We start from the raw sequence: 15,358 nt of genomic DNA, 5'->3' as shown, positions 1-15,358 counted from the left end.
ATGTTGAAGGGCGTCGCACCTCGGTGCGGCGCCCTTCGCGCGCGTGGGGTGCAGCCGGTCAGGGGTGCACGATGGTGTGTACCGCACCCCAGGTGATAGGGCTGTTGTCCGCACGACCCTGCGCGCGCCACCGATTCAGGCATGCCCGCTGCCACCGGTTGACCGCGGCCACCGGGTCCTGGTTCTCGTGCGCCTGATCCACCGCGAGCGCGAGGGCGGTCAACGGGTCGATACCGCTGGATGGGTGCAGGTCGGCATCGCGGAACCACTGTCCGGTAGGCAACGGCCAACGCGTGCCGGTGACGAGCCCTGCGCCATGCGCCAGCATGGTGTGGGCTACGCCATAAGCGTCCCGGGTCCGGGCGTCGTCCGCGCTGGCACAGGCGATCAGCGCGACACGCGGCGGATAGATCGACCCGGAGCGGGCCATGTCGCGAGCAGTGAACGGTCGGTGTCGACCGATCACCGCTGCGGTGCCGGACAGCTCCTCGGTGCAGCACAGGTGCAGGGCAGGTTCGGTGCCGCCGCTGTCGGCGGCGCGAACTGCCCCGGCATGTCCCAGGTAGAACAGTCGGGCGGGCCGCTGCGCGAGGCCGGCCTCCCACCAGCAGCGGTCTTGGTCCGCGCGTCCCACAGGTCGGTCACCGCCGAACCGCTCGGCCAGTGCCTGCCGAGCGGGTCCGGGCGTCGTGACCGGTCCCCATACGGAGTCGGCGAGCATGCCGGGGATCTGTGGGTCCAGCACCGCCAGCACTCCCGCGCTGCCGGACTCGGTCGGCAGTACCGGCAGGCCGTAGGGCGCGAGGCTGACCACGTCGACCAGGTCCAGCACGCGGGTGCTCCCCGTGGGTTCCACGGCCAGTAGTCCCCAGGGCGCCACCGCGAGGTCACCGTCCGCTCGTACCCGCAGCAGACGCGCCTCCCGCAGGTCCGTCACGAGGGCGGCTGGCAGCAGGGCACCGAGGTCGGTCATCAGCCCTGTCTCTTTCCCTGGGGTCAGGAGGACGGCGTCGTCGGGAGCATGGCGGGCAGCCTCGCTGACAGAGATGACGACCGCGAGCGACGGGGCAACCTCCGCCTGCGGACGGCGCGCACTGTGCAAGCCGGTGGGGCCCCGCCAGCACAGATACGTGTCCTGGCGGGTGACCGCGATCAGATCGACCACACCAGGCTGTTCCGGCAGCGCCGCGATCGTTCGGGACTCGTCCCGCAGCGCGTGACCATAGCGTCGCCGCGCGAGTCGGACGATGTCGGCCAGAGGGTCGGAGCCGTCGACAGTTACCCGTGGCGGGAGCATCAAGGCTGTGGCCTCTGGCAGTGTCGCGGCCAGGTGTGCGCTGATGGCGGCGACCAGGTCGGGACGGCGATGGTCGTGTGCCAGGTCGAGGGCGGTCGCGATGGTCTGGGCCCGGCCGGACAGCTGCCAGGCCTGACGGGGCACACCCCACGGCAGATCGATCCGCCAGGCATCCATCACCAGTGCGGCAGCGATGACCTCGGCCAGCGCCTCCGGTCGTTCACCGGTGACCAGATCGTGCAGACCGGTCTGGTAGTCGATCACCGCCCGGGTCTGGGGCGAAGCCTCCTGTGCCAGTTGACGAGCCCGCTCCCGGTCGGCACGGGCCTGCGCCGGATCAGACTCGGTCCAGGTGGTGGCGATCAGGGCTGCGCAGGTCGCTCGGGTCGCGGGGTCGGCCATCGTGTCAGCGGCTTCGGCGTACCACCGTCGAGCGAGGTCGGACTGTCCGGTGGCGTGGGCCGCCCATCCGACGGCGATGGCCGCCACGGAGAACAGGGGCGCGTCCCGGGTCTGCTGCGCGTGCTGGATGACCTCACGCAGCGCCGGCGCTCCGAGGGTGACGTCCTCATCCAGGGCGATGCGGGCCAGACCCATCCGGGCCGCGCCCTCCTCGGCAGCAGTGCGGTCAGGGTGGGTCAGCACCTGCGTGAAGAGTCCGCGGGCGCGGGCCGGATCACCGATCCGGGCGCAGGCCTCGGCCAGGTTCACCAGTGCGGTGGTGGCACCAGGCCCACCGTGCTCCTGGGCTAGCCCTGCCGCGACCTGCGCCCAGCGGAACCCGTTCCCGGCGCGGTCGAGGCCCAGCTCGATGGCGGTGCGGGCATTGGCCAGGGCGAGCATCACCGTCGGGCCGAGCCCGGACTGCCCGCGAGCCTCGACCTGATCGAGCCTGGCCTGCGCTGCGGGGTAGGCACCCGACCGGAGCAGCAGCACCGCGGCGTCGATCCCCGCCACGGCGGTCAGGTCGGTCAGTGCGTCGCGGGCGTGCGGGTCGGCCACGTCGGTGAGCAGCTGACTGCCGAGTCTCGCCGCGTGATCGAATGCCGCCACCGCCGCGCTCTCATCCGACCCCAGAGCGAGGGCACTGGCCCGCAGACTGGCCAACCAGACCCGGGTGACCGCCAGGTCGTCGCCGGGTGTGAGCTGGTCGAGGCAGCGGTCGAGGGTCGTCAGCGCCGTGGTGAGCGTTGCCGGGTCGGCTGGTGGTCGACCGGACTGTTCAAGCCCTCGCAGCTGCACCTCGATCCGGGTGAGCTCGTCACGGATCTGAGCGAGCGAGTGCTCAGCCGAGGCCATGACCGTGCTCCCGCATGGGTTCCGCCCGCCAAAGTGCCGCCGGTGTGACGGGGGGTGGGGCACCGCGGTCGATCCGATCGCGCGCGAACCGGCGGATCTGATCACGCCAGTGTGCGGTCTCCGTCGCCGAGGGACCGGCGTCGGGCACAGCTGGAGCCGCCGGATCGACAGGGCCAGCGCTGCCCCCGTCGCCACCGAAGCCCGGCAGGAACACCCGGGTCTGTGCTCCATCCGGTGCCGGTCCGACCCCGGCGGACTCCCCCGCCCAGCATGCACCGAGCTCGTCCCGGCCGGGCCGAAGCAGCAGGGAGACGGTGTCGGTAGAGGCGGCCAGCCACCCGGTCGCGGGCGGCTGCGGACCGGCGCTCACGCGGACCCGCAACGACCACCCGCCGAGGTCGGACACCCGGTGCCAGGACACGGCGGACTCCGAGGCATCCACCCAACCGGGCGGACAGTCGGTCCAGTCGGTGCCCCGGATGCCGCTGCGGACCTGGGCACCCAGCGCATCGGCGGGTCCGGCAAATCCACTCGCGGCGAGGGCGTAGCGGTCCCGTCGCGCGGCGGAGGCGGTGATGGGCACGCCAGGCTGGTCGGTAGCGTCGAGCAGCGGATCGAGCCGCGTCGCCAGCGGGGCGAGTTCGGTGGTGAGTGCCGCCAGGTCCAGTGCGGGGATGCCATCCAGCGTGGAGGCGGGCCACCAGACCGCGAGCCAGTGTCCGAAGGCGAAGCGCGCGGCGGTGGCCGCCAGCCACTGCCACCGGGGCTGCCATGCCACAGCGTCCGACTCGGGGAATGCGTCGAGGGCCAGCGCCGCCTCGGAGCCGTAGCACGCCCAGATCCAGTCCTGGGCCTGCTCCAGGTCGTCCAGGACAGCCACCGGTGCGCGCGTCAGGGTGGCGTCGGCGTCGATCCCGGTCGCCGGATCCACCACCCAGGGCCAGACCAGCTGACCGCCGCGCACCACGAGCGTCACCGGCGGAAGTCCCCCGTCCAGGGTCAGCGCGTCCAGGCTGGGCTCCGGCCCCAGCGCCAGGGCACCGTGCCAGTCGCGCAGGAGCAGCTCGGTCATCCTCGACCCTCCTGTCGGCGCAGCAGGGCAGCGCGGACCCGCGAGCGGCCATCCATCAGCACCGAGCGCGCCACCCCGATCAGCAGAGTGCGACCCTCCTGGGGGTCGGCGGGCACGGTGCCGCGATGCTCGGAGCCGTGCAGGCGGGTCCACAATCGCCGCAGATACGGGGCAACGGGGTCGGTGACATCGTCGGTGACGGTGTGCCCGGCCGGGGTGTCCGGTTGCCGTTGGGCTCGGGCCAACCAGGATTCGCGTCGACGCATCCCGGCCACGATCCGGTGCGCCTGGGTATCCGCGGGGGCCGCGCCGTCCAGGCCGAGGGCGAGCACGGTGCCGAGCACCATGACGACGCGGGTCGGCTCCACCCCGAGCTGCCAGGCCCCGGACGCACGGTCCACCTCATCGGCGAGCAGATCGTGCGCCGCGGGCAGCCCACTGCGGTCACTGGTGTGCTGGAGCATGACCAGCACACGCTCGACAATGCTGCGGTCCCAGGGGCGGGGAGCCGTAGTGCGCTCCGGAGTGTCCAGCGTGGGACAGGCCACCCGGATCTGCTCGGTGAGCCCCAGGCGTCGGGGACGCGCCACGGGTGCGGCCTCCTGTGGCCAGGTGTCGGCCCGGAGCGCCGCGCCGGTGTGGGTGCCAACACCGCCGTCGATCAGCGCCGACCATGCCTGCTCCGCGCGTTTGGTGGCCTCGGGGCGGGGCCGAGCGCCCCCGGGCACCCAGCCCTCCAGCACTGCGGATGCCCAGGCCTGCACCGCCGACTCCTCGACCGGGTCGGGTGTCGGGTGGTCCGACCAGCGTCGGTCCAGCGTCGCCGACAGTCGCGCGGCCTGGCGCGGGTCGGCTGCGACGGCGCGGACCGCAGCGGTGCTCACCGCGCCGCGTTCGGCCAGCAGGTCCATCAGCGCCTCCTGTGCAACCGGCTCCGCGGTGCTCGGGCGTGGCTCGCCGTGGGTCGTCGCGAGCGCGTAGGCCGTCGGGTAGCAGCGATCCCGGCCGACCTGCTCGGACTCCGGGCGGGCCAGCAGGGCGTCCAACCACCCCGCGGTGTGGATCAGCCGCTCCCGGTCCTGGCCGATCAGTTGTTCGATCAGCGCGGCCTGTGCCGGTCCGATCACTGCGGCGGCCAACTCGCGGCGGGCCGAGGGACGCAGCACCAGGGGCACCACCACGAGTTTCACCGTTCGACTCAGCGGCCCGCCGTCCTGTGTCGACAGGGATTCCACCCCGGGACCGAGGCGTCGCCAGGCACCGTCGATCACCTCGGCCCGGACCATGCGTTGCACCCCGTGAGGGTACCCAGCGGTCCGACCGGATCAGGCCGAGGCGAGCCCCGCGTAGGCGTAGCTGCCCGGCTGGGCGGGGTTGTCGATCAGCGCAACGGTGTCGCCGACCCGCGGGACCTGGAGCTTGGACACCACGGTCTGGAGCTGGAGCTGCTGACCGTCGGCGAACTGGAGGGTCAGCATCACCATCGGGTCGAAGTTCACCAGCTGCCCGGTGTCGACGATGCCGAGCACCGTTGCCGGAACGGTGGCCACGCCGGAGGACATCGCCATCGCCGCGGTCTCCGCCGAGCGAGCCGCCTGTGCCGCCGCGCCCACCTGTCCGGCGACCTCCGCGCCCATCAGACCGCGCAGCAGCTTGCCCTGCAGACCGCGGCCCGCGCCGATGTCCTCGGCCGCCTGGTACGCGGCCTCTTTGTCACGCTTGCCGAACAGTCCCATGATGCGTCCTCTCCTGAAGTGTCAGTTGTCAGTGCGATGCGGTGGGGGTAGCTGCCGCCAGTCCGAAGGTGACCTTGGTGTGGTCGACGGGGTCGTAAAACACCACCACCGGTTGCCCGGCCTGCAGCTGCTGACCGGGCATCGCCGGTCGTTGCGTGGTGACGTGGCGGGTCATCCCGGTGTGGTCGGTGAAGTCGACGGAGACGGTGAGCAGGCTGCCCTGGACCTCGGCGGCACCGCTGACCTGCGTGATCCGTCCGCTGGCCCGCAGTCCGCCGGTCACCGGGCTGGTGCGGCGCCGGGTCGAGCGGGCCGAGGCGATCCCGTACCCGATCCGGATCACGGCGATGAGCCCCAGCACCACCGGTGCCGCAACGGGCAGGGAGTAGAAGGCCCATCCTGTGGCATCCCAGGCCTCCCGCTGGCCGAACACCGGGTCCTCATCCCAGCCGACGGTGGTCGGTGCCGTCATCATCGAGGCGGCGAACAGGCAGACCACCAGCGCGCCCAGCGTCCCGAACGGGGTGACCCGCAGCACGGTGCCGACTCGACCCTCGACCGTGGCGACGGATCGGCTGACCACCCACCGCAGCACGACTGCGGCGACCAGGGCGACGATCATCAGTAACGCAGCACCGCCGGTCGGCCCCGGCACATCCCGGCGCTCGTCGAACACACCCATGGTGCTCATCACCCGGAACCGGTTGGCCACCGGAATGAACGCGTATGCGATCAGGGCACCGACCACTGCGCTGACCAGGGACAGCAGCACCGCCTTGGTCGTTGATCCTGTGGTCTGCGCCATGCGGCTGCCGCCCTTGATTCCGGTCGGATCGACGTCGGTCCGAGCGTCGATGCCCGGGCGGGTCCGGCGTCGGAACCGGCCCCCACCCGAGCAGCTGCGAGCGTAGGGAGCCGTGGACGGTTACCGATCCCACGGGACCAATCCCGCCGGTTCAGCCCGTCAGGGTGGCGGCGAGCAGCGCGGCATAGCGCCGCCCACCGGCGGGCCCCGGGTGGATGCCGTCACCGGCCAGTTCCTCCGGGTGTGTGGACACCGCCCGCGCCCAGTCCATCAACCGGATGTGGTCATCAGCGGCGGCGACCTCACGAAGTGTCCGGTCCGCCCCGGCGATCCACGACCGGTCGGCGCTGGGGGTCACGAGCACCAGCTCCCGCTCCGAGCCCACCGCGTCCAGCAGCGCGCGCATGCTGGTGGAGCCGATCGTGCCATTCGTGCCCATCCCGACCACCACCACCCGGCGCAGCTGGCCCGAGTCGGCCAGCCGGCGCACCGTGTCGGCGATCACCTCCGGCTGGCGGGAGATCTCGGCGTCGATGTGAATCCCGGGAAATCGGTCCAGCAGAGCGGGGGCGGCGGCGAGCATCACGGAGTCACCGACTGCGGTGATCTGGTTGCCGTCCCATGGGATCGCGGGGCGGCGCGCCGGGGCCGTGTAGCCCGGGGCGGGCACCGGTGCGCCGGCGATCCGGATCGGGGGCGCGGAGACCTCGGGGGTGGCCGGGGCGGAGGCGTTCGGGTGCGCGAGTGCGTCAATGCCCGCCTGCACCTGCGCCTGTGCACGGGACATCCGCGGGGCGTCCACCACCGCCGCCGAGGTCAGAGACAACGCCGCAGCCGCACCGACCGCCACGGCCGGCCGAATCCAGCGCTGCCGGACGGCCCGGTACTCGGACAGTGACCCGAGGAACCCGGCACGCTGGATCGGCTGTTCCACCCACCGGTACGACGCCGCTGCTAGGGCAACGGTCGCGGCCACTGCGGCCAGGTCCCACCCGAGCCCGGTCAGCCCCCGCGAGCGCAGCAACACCAGCACCGGCCAGTGCCACAGATAGAGCCCGTACGACCGCCTGCCGATCCACCCCCACGGCGGCGCATCCAGCAGTCGCCCGCTCACGCCGCCGACCTGGGTCAGCGCCCACAGCATGACCGCCGTGATCAGGGCAACGGCGGGGAGCCCGAGGATGATCGCCAGTCGCGAGCCGCCCGACAGCACCGCTGCGAGCACGACCAGCGCCACCAATCCGGCCGGAACGACGCCCCGCCCGGACCGACCACCGTTCAACCGGAACGGGCTCACGTCCGCACAGTGCATCGCCACCAACGCCCCGATCACCAGCCCGAAGCCGTGGGAGTCCGTCCCGAAGTACCCCCGGTCGATCCCGGAGACCATGACCTGGACGGCCAATGTCAGGACGCTGATCGCCGCGAGGGCCACCACCCACCCCATCCGGGCTTCCCGGCTGCGCACCCGGCGCAGCACCACGATCACGACAGGCCACAGCAGATAGAACTGCTCCTCGACCGCCAGCGACCACAGGTGCTGGAACACCGGCTGCGCCTGCGTCGCGAAGTACCCGTGCCCGCTACCGATCAGCACCCAGTTGGTGCTGAACGTGACCGCGGACAGCAGCTGACGTCCGAAGTCCACCGCAGGGTCGCCGCCGAGCACACGAACCGCGGCCCCGCACACGAGGAGCATCGGGATCAGTGCGGACAGGATTCGCCGAGCACGACGGGACCAGAACTGGCCCAGGGCGCGCACCGAGGGGGGTTCGATCAGCAGCCCTCGGGTGATCAAGAACCCCGAGATCACAAAGAAGACATCCACGCCGATGAAGCCACCGGGGACCGTGGCCGGTGCGAGGTGAAACGCGATCACGGCGAGGACCGCCAGTGCACGCAGACCATCAACGCCGGCGACCCGGGGGATGGCCTTCTCACGGGCGCGCGAGGGCACAGGGGCGGCTGCTGGCATGAACTCCATGCTGTGGCGGTCGGATCACAGCTTTCTCACGATCCGACACCGTGTGAGAAGTGTGTGAGGCGTGGGGGTCACTATGGCGTTATGCCCCGTTCTCTGCCCTCTCGCGCACCCCGCGTGATTGGCGGCATCCTGGCGATGGTCGCAGCGGTGATCGTCGTCTTCGGCATCAGCGTCGTAGTGCATACCGTCGCCGAGGTCGATGCGGGGATCGGGTCCGGGGTGCGCGTCCAGCCTGCCAACCCCGACGGATCGACCTTTGTGATCTCGTGTGACGGTGCCGCCGTGATCCAGCCGCCCGGATTTGTCCTGACCTGCGCAGATGCCGGTGCGCACCTGACCGATCTGGTCTGGGAGGAATGGGGGCCGGATGCCGCCTCCGGGGAGGGGGTCCTGCACGTGCGCCGCTGTGATCCGACCTGCGCTGCCGACGGCGGTGAGACCGATTCCTACCCCGTCCAGGTGATCGCGGACCAACCGGTGCATCGTGGTGCGGTGAGCGCCTACGACCGTCTACGTCTGACCTTCCCTGGGGTTGCGCCGTGGTGGGCCGAGGACAGCGGCATGGCGGAGTTCGATCTGAGGACGATCTCGGGATTCGTGGAGGAGTCATGAGCGCACACGTACTGGTGGTCGAGGACGACCCGGATGTCCGGGAGACGACCGCCCTGTTGCTCACCCAGGCCGGGTTCCACGTGCGGACCGCTGTCGACGGCATCGACGGGTTGAGCGTCGCGGCGGTCTGGGACCCCGATGTCGCCGTGGTGGACGTGAACATGCCCGGCCGTGACGGACTCTCCCTGACCCGGCACCTGCGCCAGCACGGCATCTGTCCGGTGATCGTGCTGACCGCCCGTGACCGACGTGAGGATGAGCTGGCCGGGTTCGACGCCGGAGCGGACGACTACATCACCAAGCCCTTCGACGGTGCGGTGCTGGTCGCCCGGGTCCAGGCCGTGCTGCGCCGCGCCGGCGACGGTGCCCAGCACGAGGAGGAGTCCGCGCTCACCCCCGTGCCCGGTCTGCAGTTGGAGCCGCAGCTGCTCGGCGCGACGTGGCGCGGGGTGCACGCCCGCCTGACCCAGGTGGAGTACACCCTGCTCGCGTTGCTGGCTGAGAACCCCGGCATGGTCCTGGACCGGCGCCGCATCCTCACCTCGGTCTGGGGCGAGAGCGGCCAGGGTGATGGTCATGTGGTCGACGTGAACGTCGCCCGGGTCCGACGCAAGCTGGGACGTGACGTCATCCGCACCGAACACGGGCTGGGCTACCGAGTCGGTGCCCCGTGACGGTCGCGGCTCCGCGCTGGCGTTCGCTACGACTGCGGACCGCCGCGGCGATGGCGCTCGGTGCCGTGCTTGTGGTGAGCGTCTTCGGGGCGCTTGTGTCTGCCGGGACGCTGATCTCCGCCCGTGACCAGCAGCGCGAGGCGGCCACCGCGATCCTGCGCAGCGGAACCGCGACCTATCTGTTCACGGGGCAGACCTCCCCCGCGGTGGAGGTCAACCCGCTGGGGCTGCCCCCCACCCTGGCCGAGCGGATCACCGATCAGGAGATCGTCACCTACGCCGACGGTGAGTCCACCTACGCGGCCTGGGAGCCCGAGGAGGGCATCGTCCTGGCGACTCGGCTGCCGACGGTGGGGCTGCGCGAACGCTGGCTGATGCTCACCCGCAATCTCATCCTCACCGGCCTGGTCACCGCCGCCGCGGCCAGTGTGGTCGGCTGGTGGACCGCCGATCGGTTGACCGCCCGGCTGCGCCAGATCACCCGGGCGGTGGCCACTGACCCGCCGGAGATCCCCGCCGTTCTGCTCACCGGTCAGGACGAGATCGCCGTGCTGGCCGGCACCATCGAGCGCAGCACCACCGCTCTGCTGGAGCGGGCGCAGCGGGAGAAGGACCTCACCGCTGATGCCGCCCACGAGCTACGCACCCCGCTGACCGCGTTGGTCAGCGCCACCGAGCTGCTGGACGACTCCGCCGAGTCCGCCCGCGTCCGCCGCCTGGTGACCCGGGTGCGAACCCTGGTCGACGACCTGCTCCTGCTCGCCCGGCTCGACGCCGAGGAGGGCCAGACCACCGTGACCGAGCCGATAGCGCCGAGCCAGATCGTCGAACGCGCACTCGCGGTCGCCGATCTGGACTGCGTGGTCGACATCCGCTCCGATCAGCCGGTGCGCACTGAGCCGGAGGTGGTCGCCCGCGCCGTCCGGAACCTGATCGCCAACGCGCACCGGCACGGTCGCGGCCCGGTCACCGTCGTGGTGGACAGCCCGGAACTGCGGATCGAGGACCATGGAGACGGCTTCCCCGAGCGATTGCTCGAGGCCGGACCCCGCCGCTTCGACACCGCCGGTCGTCGTACCGCGGGCAGCGGACTGGGGCTGGTGATCGCCGAACGCGGGCTCACCCGCTCCGGTGCGGTACTCCGGCTCGCCAACCTGCCCGAGGGTGGGGCCCGCGCGACGGTGCGGTTCGAGGGCTGAGCCTCAGAGCCGTCCCTCGATCACGTCCGCGAAGCGGGTAACCGCATCCGGTGCCTGGCCGAAGAACAGCGACGGCTCGATCAGCTCCAACTCCAGGATCACCGGGTTGCCCTCATCATCGGGAACCAGGTCGACCCGGGTGTACGCCAGCGGACGGTCCAGGCCGCGCAGGACGGTGGGCAGGGCGTCGATCACGCGCTGACCGACCTCAAGTTCAGCGGCGGAGGCCTCGCGCGGGCTCATGACCTCCTCCTTGTAGAGGACGCCGGACATCGACTCCCGCTCGTAGGGGCCGGTCAGCAGCGGGGCCTTGCGGACCGCGTGGGACAGCTGCCCGTCAAAGTAGACCAGCGCGGTCTCGCCCACCTCGTCGACCTGGCGCAGGTAACGCTGGACCATCACGTGGCGACCGGCATCGAGCAAGCGCTTGGCGTGCATGATCCCCTGCGCACGGGAATTGGTGACTCCGGCCGCGTACCGACCGGTGTCCCGGGCACCGGCACTCACGGTCGGCTTGATCACGAAGTCCCCGAACGCCGGGAACCGGGTGTGGATCGCCCGGGCGTTGAAGTTGCGCTCCGGGTCCAGCCAAATGGTGGGGATGATGGGCAGTCCGGCGGTGTCGAGGGCGCGCTGGTACTGCTTGTCGATGTTCCAGGTGATCACCGAGGCCGGGTTCAGCAGCGTGGAGCTGGACGACACCCGCTCCGCCCACCACCGGAAGTCCCGGGGGTGATCGGTGTAGTCCCATGCCGAGCGCACCACGACCAGGTCGAAGTCCGACCAGGTCACGGTGGGGTCATTCCAGACCACCGGGCGGACGTCGTGGCCGCGTCGGGCCAGCTCGTCCCGCAGCGGGTGGTCGTCCGGGTCGAGCTCCGGCAGGGCGGCGCAGGTGGCAAGGCCGATCGTCGTGGTCACGCGGGTCAGGCTACCCACGCGATCCGCGATCTGCCGTGCATCAGACCGCTGCGGGCTCCTCCGCGGCACCGTCCACAACGATCCGGCGCAGCGCGCGGAGCACCCCGTCAGCGTCTAGCACACCGACGGTCCGCTCCCCCTCGACCACCGGGACCACACCGGAGCGGGAGGCCGCCACCGCGGTGAACGCCTCCGCCAACGAGCCGCCGAGTCGCACCGGCTCAGCGGCGTGGGTGGGCAGGTCCTCCCCCAGTCCGATCTCCCGTAGGTCGTCGCGTTCCACCGTGCCCAGTCCCAGCAGTCTGGTCGCCGCATCCCGTCCGACCAGACCCGCCACCGCGGCGCTGGCCGGGGCGGTCAACACCCGCACCGGGTCATCCAGCTGCTCGAGGTGCCCGCCCCGGCTGAACACGGCGATCCGGTCGGCCAGCTGCACCGCCTCGTCAACATCGTGGGTGACCAGCATGACAGTGGTGCCGATCTCGGCGTGGATCCGGCGGAACTCGGCCTGCAAGCGTCGGCGACCGACCGGGTCGACCGCACCGAAGGGCTCGTCCATCAGCAGCACCGGTGGGTCGGTGGCCAGGCCTCGGGCGACGCCGACCCGCTGCCGCTCACCGCCGGAGAGCTCATGTGGGTAGCGCTTGGCGTACCGGGCGGGGTCCAGGCCCATCAGCTCCAACAGCTCACCCACCCGCCGCCGGGTCCGGGTGCGGTCCCAGCCGAGCAGTCGGGGCACGGTGGCCACGTTCTGCTCGACGGTGCGGTGCGGGAAGAGTCCGACGTTCTGGATCACGTAGCCGATCCGACGACGCAGCTGCACGGCGTCGGCATGGGTGACGTCCTCCCCGCCGAGCAGGATCCGCCCCGAGGTCGGTTCGACCAGGCGATTGGCCATCCGCAGCGTGGTCGACTTCCCGCAGCCCGAGGGACCGACCAAGGCCAGTAGCTCGTGCTCGCGCACCTCCAGGGACAGGTCGGCCACGGCCACCGTTCCGTCGGGGTACTCCTTGCGGACGTGCTCGAACGCGATCGCCGTCATGGCCGAAGACGCTACCTGCGCCCTCCCACATCCGCTCACGTTCCGATCACGATCACCCCCGTTCGACCGGCACGTGTCGGTGCCCTTGGGTAGCGTCCCTGCGGTGATGGTCCTGACCAGCGCACTTCTGGTGCCGACAGCCACGACGACCGCCGCCGACAGTGGTGCCGCGGCCAACCCCTGGCTGTCCTGGCAGTACGTGCAACGCAACTGGGACGACCTGGTCCACGCGCTCGGGCAGCACACCAGTCTGACCGTGCAGGCGGTGCTGATCGCGGTGGTGATTGCGGTGCCGCTGGGCATGCTGGCCCATCTGCGGCCTCGCCTGTCCGCGCCCATCGTGGGCACCTCCTCGGTGCTGTACACGATCCCGTCGCTGGCGCTGTTCACGGTGCTGGTGCCGTTCACCGGCATCGGCCGCACGCCGGTGCTGATCGGGTTGGTGGTGTACGCGCTGCTGGTGCTGGTACGCAATGTCATCGTCGGGCTGGAGGGCGTGGACGACAGCATCCGGGATGCCGCGCGAGGGCTGGGCTATGGGCGGATGCGGATGCTGCTCACGGTGGAGCTGCCGAATGCGCTACCCGCGGTGATCGCCGGGATCCGGTTGGCGACCGTCACCACGGTGGCGCTGGTCACCGTCGGGGTGGCGGTCGGCTACGGCGGGTTGGGCGAGCTGATCTTCCGGGGATTCCGCAACAACAAGTACCACGCGGAGATCCTGACCTCGACGCTGCTGTGTCTGGCCCTGGCCCTGCTGCTCGATCTGTTCTGGTGGCTGCTCGGCCGGGCCGTCACGCCCTGGGCCCGACGTGGACGGGAGGCCTGAGATGGATGTGCTGCGCGAGGCCTTCACCTGGCTGAACGACCCGCTGAACTGGTCGGGGCGCGATGGGGTGATCGCCCTGGCTGGGGAGCATCTGCGACTCAGCGTCATCGCGGTGCTGTTGGCCGCGGTGGTCGCCCTGCCGCTCGGGGTGTGGCTCGGGCATCGCCGGTCCGGCGGTGTGCTGACCGTGGTGCTGGCCAACACCTCCCGGGCGCTGCCCACCTTTGCCCTGCTGACGATCTTCGCGTCCACCGGTCTGTTCGGGGCGCGGGCGACGATCCTGGCGGTCGCGATCTTCGCGGTGCCGCCGATCCTGACCAATGCCTTCACCGGGCTGATGGAGGTGGACCCGGATGTGCGCGATGCCGCCCGGGGAATGGGGATGAGCGGGACCCGATCCCTGTTCCAGGCCGAGCTGCCGTTGGCGATGCCGCTGATCGGCGCCGGGCTGCGCACCGCGACAACCCAGGTGATCGCAACCATCCCGCTCGCCGCACTGGTGGGGGGCACGAGTCTGGGTTCGATCATCGTCACCGGGATGGCGGTGCAGCGGTACGGCCAGGTGGTCGCCGGTGCCGTGCTGGTCGCGGCGCTCTGCCTGCTGATCGAGCTGGTGCTGGCCGTGGTGCAGCGTCTGCTCACCCCGGAACCGATGCGGACCCGCCGCCGTCGCTCCGGGCGCAGCAGCAGCCCCCAACCCGATGACACCCCGCCGATCCCGGACGACCGTGATCGGACTGTGACCCCGGCCGCCGCCTGAGCGGTTGCCGAGCCCCGGACGGGCCGGTCGAATGGTCGACGCCCGCCCCCTGACGCCCTGCCCCACCACGGAAGAGGACACATGAAGGCACGTCGCACCACCCTTGTCGCCAGCGCCGCGGGGGTGCTCCTGCTGGTCGCCGCCTGCGGTGACCCCGGCTCCGGCGGCGGCTCCGCCGACCCGACCACCGACACGAATGCCAGCGGTGCGGTCTGTGAGCCGGTCGCCGGTGACCAGCTGGTCGTGCTGGAGGACGACAAGGGCCTGCAGAACGCGGACAACGTCATTCCCGCGGTGAACGCCGAGGCCGCCACCGCGGACCCGAACCTGATCCCGCTGCTGGACGAGGTCTCCGCCGCGCTGGACACGGACACACTGATCCAGCTGAACAAGGCCGTCGACATCGACCGCCAGACCTCCTCCGAGACTGCCGCCGCCTTTGTCGAGGAGCAGGGCCTGGCCTCCGACGACAGCAGCCTGGGTGCCGGCAAGTCCGTCGTCATCGGGGCCGCCAACTTCTCCGAGAGCGCCACGCTGTCCGAGATCTACTCCGCGGTGCTGAAGTCCGCCGGGTACAGCACCGAGGTGCAGACCATCGGCAACCGGGAGACCTACCTGCCCGCGCTGCAGTCCGGGCAGATCACCGTGACCCCGGAGTACGCGGCCACGCTGACCGAGTTCCTCAACACCGCCGCGAATGGGGCCGACGCCGAGCCGGTGGCCTCCGGTGATGTGGACGCCACGGTCGAGGCGCTGACCACCCTGGGCGCGGACGCCGGTCTGGCCTTCGGGCAGGTGTCGCAGGCGCAGGACCAGAACGCCTTCGCGGTCACCCAGGCATTCGCCGATGAGCACGACGTCAGCACGCTGTCCGACCTGGCCACCGCCTGCGAGGGCGGTGTCGCCCTGGCCGGACCGGCCGAGTGCCCCGAGCGCCCGTTCTGCCAGCCCGGTCTGGAGGGCACCTACGGGATCAAGATCAGCGACTTCACCAGCTACGACTTCGGTCTGATCGGCGACGCCGTGCGCAACGGTGAGTCGGCGATCGGTCTGGTGCTGTCCTCGGACGGTTCGCTGGCCAGCTGACCCGGCACATGACGAGGGGCCCGGGAGTGTGTGCTCCCGGGC

General features: G+C 71.2%; 14 protein-coding genes. 6 read left to right on the top strand and 8 right to left on the bottom strand.

Features of this window, described 5'->3' with window-relative positions; genetic code table 11:
• Positions 1–58 precede the first annotated feature (58 nt).
• From AB0N78_RS06855 to AB0N78_RS06830, 6 genes are all read right to left on the bottom strand, one after another.
• Positions 59–2,596, bottom strand: coding sequence for a hypothetical protein (locus AB0N78_RS06855; RefSeq protein ID WP_363387477.1), 2,538 nt, complete (start codon positions 2,594–2,596; stop codon positions 59–61).
• The gene (locus tag AB0N78_RS06850; protein ID WP_363387474.1) at positions 2,583–3,668 is read right to left on the bottom strand and encodes a hypothetical protein; all 1,086 of its coding nucleotides are present in this window, start codon (positions 3,666–3,668) and stop codon (positions 2,583–2,585) included. The genes AB0N78_RS06855 and AB0N78_RS06850 overlap by 14 nt, the downstream gene beginning before the upstream one ends.
• Complete coding sequence (locus tag AB0N78_RS06845) at positions 3,665–4,963, bottom strand: hypothetical protein (protein WP_363387471.1); 1,299 nt, start codon at positions 4,961–4,963, stop codon at positions 3,665–3,667. Before AB0N78_RS06845 ends, AB0N78_RS06850 begins: the two co-directional genes overlap by 4 nt.
• Positions 4,964–4,993: 30 nt before the next feature.
• A complete protein-coding gene (locus tag AB0N78_RS06840; protein WP_363387468.1) occupies positions 4,994–5,404 on the bottom strand; it encodes a hypothetical protein in 411 nt (136 codons plus the stop codon).
• A gap of 28 nt (positions 5,405–5,432) precedes the next feature.
• Positions 5,433–6,209 (bottom strand): DUF3592 domain-containing protein, encoded by a 777-nt coding sequence (locus tag AB0N78_RS06835; protein ID WP_363387465.1) that lies wholly within the window; start codon positions 6,207–6,209, stop codon positions 5,433–5,435.
• Between the two features lie 151 nt (positions 6,210–6,360).
• Positions 6,361–8,184, bottom strand: coding sequence for an acyltransferase family protein (locus AB0N78_RS06830; RefSeq protein WP_363387462.1), 1,824 nt, complete (start codon positions 8,182–8,184; stop codon positions 6,361–6,363).
• 90 nt (positions 8,185–8,274) lie between these two features.
• On the opposite strand from AB0N78_RS06830, the gene AB0N78_RS06825 reads away from it, so the two are divergent.
• Genes AB0N78_RS06825 through AB0N78_RS06815 form a run of 3 tightly spaced genes read left to right on the top strand, consistent with a single transcriptional unit; the run spans position 8,275 to position 10,678 of the window.
• Positions 8,275–8,805 (top strand): hypothetical protein, encoded by a 531-nt coding sequence (locus tag AB0N78_RS06825; RefSeq protein WP_363387459.1) that lies wholly within the window; start codon positions 8,275–8,277, stop codon positions 8,803–8,805.
• Positions 8,802–9,479 carry a response regulator transcription factor gene (locus tag AB0N78_RS06820; RefSeq protein WP_363387456.1) on the top strand — a complete coding sequence of 226 codons (678 nt, stop codon included), beginning with the start codon at positions 8,802–8,804 and terminating at the stop codon, positions 9,477–9,479. Before AB0N78_RS06825 ends, AB0N78_RS06820 begins: the two co-directional genes overlap by 4 nt.
• Positions 9,476–10,678, top strand: coding sequence for a HAMP domain-containing sensor histidine kinase (locus tag AB0N78_RS06815; protein WP_363387454.1), 1,203 nt, complete (start codon positions 9,476–9,478; stop codon positions 10,676–10,678). The genes AB0N78_RS06820 and AB0N78_RS06815 overlap by 4 nt, the downstream gene beginning before the upstream one ends.
• Before the next feature lie 3 nt (positions 10,679–10,681).
• Here AB0N78_RS06815 and AB0N78_RS06810 read toward each other — a convergent pair whose 3' ends face one another.
• Positions 10,682–11,599 (bottom strand): hypothetical protein, encoded by a 918-nt coding sequence (locus tag AB0N78_RS06810; protein WP_363387451.1) that lies wholly within the window; start codon positions 11,597–11,599, stop codon positions 10,682–10,684.
• 40 nt (positions 11,600–11,639) lie between these two features.
• Positions 11,640–12,641 (bottom strand): ABC transporter ATP-binding protein, encoded by a 1,002-nt coding sequence (locus AB0N78_RS06805; protein WP_363387448.1) that lies wholly within the window; start codon positions 12,639–12,641, stop codon positions 11,640–11,642.
• A gap of 106 nt (positions 12,642–12,747) precedes the next feature.
• On the opposite strand from AB0N78_RS06805, the gene AB0N78_RS06800 reads away from it, so the two are divergent.
• The 3 genes from AB0N78_RS06800 to AB0N78_RS06790 all read left to right on the top strand — a co-directional run bounded on the left by AB0N78_RS06800 (position 12,748) and on the right by AB0N78_RS06790 (position 15,316).
• A complete protein-coding gene (locus tag AB0N78_RS06800) occupies positions 12,748–13,470 on the top strand; it encodes an ABC transporter permease (protein WP_363388236.1) in 723 nt (240 codons plus the stop codon).
• A 1-nt stretch (position 13,471) separates the two neighbouring features.
• Complete coding sequence (locus tag AB0N78_RS06795; protein ID WP_363387445.1) at positions 13,472–14,230, top strand: ABC transporter permease subunit; 759 nt, start codon at positions 13,472–13,474, stop codon at positions 14,228–14,230.
• Positions 14,231–14,311: 81 nt separating this feature from the next.
• On the top strand, positions 14,312–15,316 hold the full coding sequence (locus AB0N78_RS06790; RefSeq protein WP_363387442.1) for a glycine betaine ABC transporter substrate-binding protein: 1,005 nt from the start codon (positions 14,312–14,314) through the stop codon (positions 15,314–15,316).
• Positions 15,317–15,358 lie beyond the last annotated feature (42 nt).

The sequence above is a fragment of the Cellulomonas sp. NPDC089187 genome, assembly GCF_040685135.1.
GTDB lineage: Bacteria > Actinomycetota > Actinomycetes > Actinomycetales > Cellulomonadaceae > Cellulomonas.
The sequence above is the reverse complement of the archived record's forward strand: the minus strand, read 5'-3'. Positions and strand labels throughout refer to the sequence as shown.

What these genes read in the sequence shown, in the direction of transcription:
- AB0N78_RS06855 (WP_363387477.1), bottom strand. Translation starts at nt 2,596, where the DNA reads ATGGCCTCGGCTGAGCACTCGCTCGCTCAGATCCGTGACGAGCTCACC.
- AB0N78_RS06850 (WP_363387474.1), bottom strand. Translation starts at nt 3,668, where the DNA reads ATGACCGAGCTGCTCCTGCGCGACTGGCACGGTGCCCTGGCGCTGGGG.
- AB0N78_RS06840 (WP_363387468.1), bottom strand. Translation starts at nt 5,404, where the DNA reads ATGGGACTGTTCGGCAAGCGTGACAAAGAGGCCGCGTACCAGGCGGCC.
- AB0N78_RS06835 (WP_363387465.1), bottom strand. Translation starts at nt 6,209, where the DNA reads ATGGCGCAGACCACAGGATCAACGACCAAGGCGGTGCTGCTGTCCCTG.
- AB0N78_RS06830 (WP_363387462.1), bottom strand. Translation starts at nt 8,184, where the DNA reads ATGCCAGCAGCCGCCCCTGTGCCCTCGCGCGCCCGTGAGAAGGCCATC.
- AB0N78_RS06825 (WP_363387459.1), top strand. Translation starts at nt 8,275, where the DNA reads ATGCCCCGTTCTCTGCCCTCTCGCGCACCCCGCGTGATTGGCGGCATC.
- AB0N78_RS06820 (WP_363387456.1), top strand. Translation starts at nt 8,802, where the DNA reads ATGAGCGCACACGTACTGGTGGTCGAGGACGACCCGGATGTCCGGGAG.
- AB0N78_RS06805 (WP_363387448.1), bottom strand. Translation starts at nt 12,641, where the DNA reads ATGACGGCGATCGCGTTCGAGCACGTCCGCAAGGAGTACCCCGACGGA.
- AB0N78_RS06800 (WP_363388236.1), top strand. Translation starts at nt 12,748, where the DNA reads ATGGTCCTGACCAGCGCACTTCTGGTGCCGACAGCCACGACGACCGCC.
- AB0N78_RS06795 (WP_363387445.1), top strand. Translation starts at nt 13,472, where the DNA reads ATGGATGTGCTGCGCGAGGCCTTCACCTGGCTGAACGACCCGCTGAAC.
- AB0N78_RS06790 (WP_363387442.1), top strand. Translation starts at nt 14,312, where the DNA reads ATGAAGGCACGTCGCACCACCCTTGTCGCCAGCGCCGCGGGGGTGCTC.